Origin of the sequence: Corallococcus praedator, from assembly GCF_003612125.1 — a bacterium.
GTDB lineage: Bacteria > Myxococcota > Myxococcia > Myxococcales > Myxococcaceae > Corallococcus > Corallococcus praedator.
On sequence record NZ_RAWI01001275.1, the window covers coordinates 1 to 408 of the forward strand.

The window sequence follows — 408 nt, forward strand, 5'->3', positions numbered from 1 at the left end:
CCGTTCAACGTGGCGAGGCTCATTTCAAATTGATTCAAGTCGTCAGCACGCGCCAAATCAACGTCGTCTATGGTTCGAGCAATCATCGGAACATGCTCTCCTTGTAGAATCCTCACGTGTTTGGGATCTCGCCGGTATCCTGCGTAGACTTGCGTGTTGTGATGAAAGAAAGAATGAGTCAGGGACCGCCGAGGAATGTGCACGCTCCGCGTCGTCGTACGGGTGTTGCCGTTGGAATCTTTGTGAGTGTCGGAAAAAGTCACAGTTGCCACGTAGTCCCCAGTCACGGCGCCCTTCGCCATGTAAAACGGCACGAAGTGTGCACTCGGACTGTCGAACTTCATGAATTCAAGTGAAGCGCCAAACCACTTGCCTCCATAGTGACGAACCACTGTATCGGAACACTCC

At 52.5% G+C, this 408-nt stretch carries 1 protein-coding gene; it reads right to left on the minus strand.

The features are described from left to right. Window positions 1-344: hypothetical protein (locus tag D7Y13_RS47535; protein WP_208734719.1), on the minus strand; the 344-nt coding region annotated here is incomplete at its 3' end. Window positions 345-408: the final 64 nt, after the last annotated feature.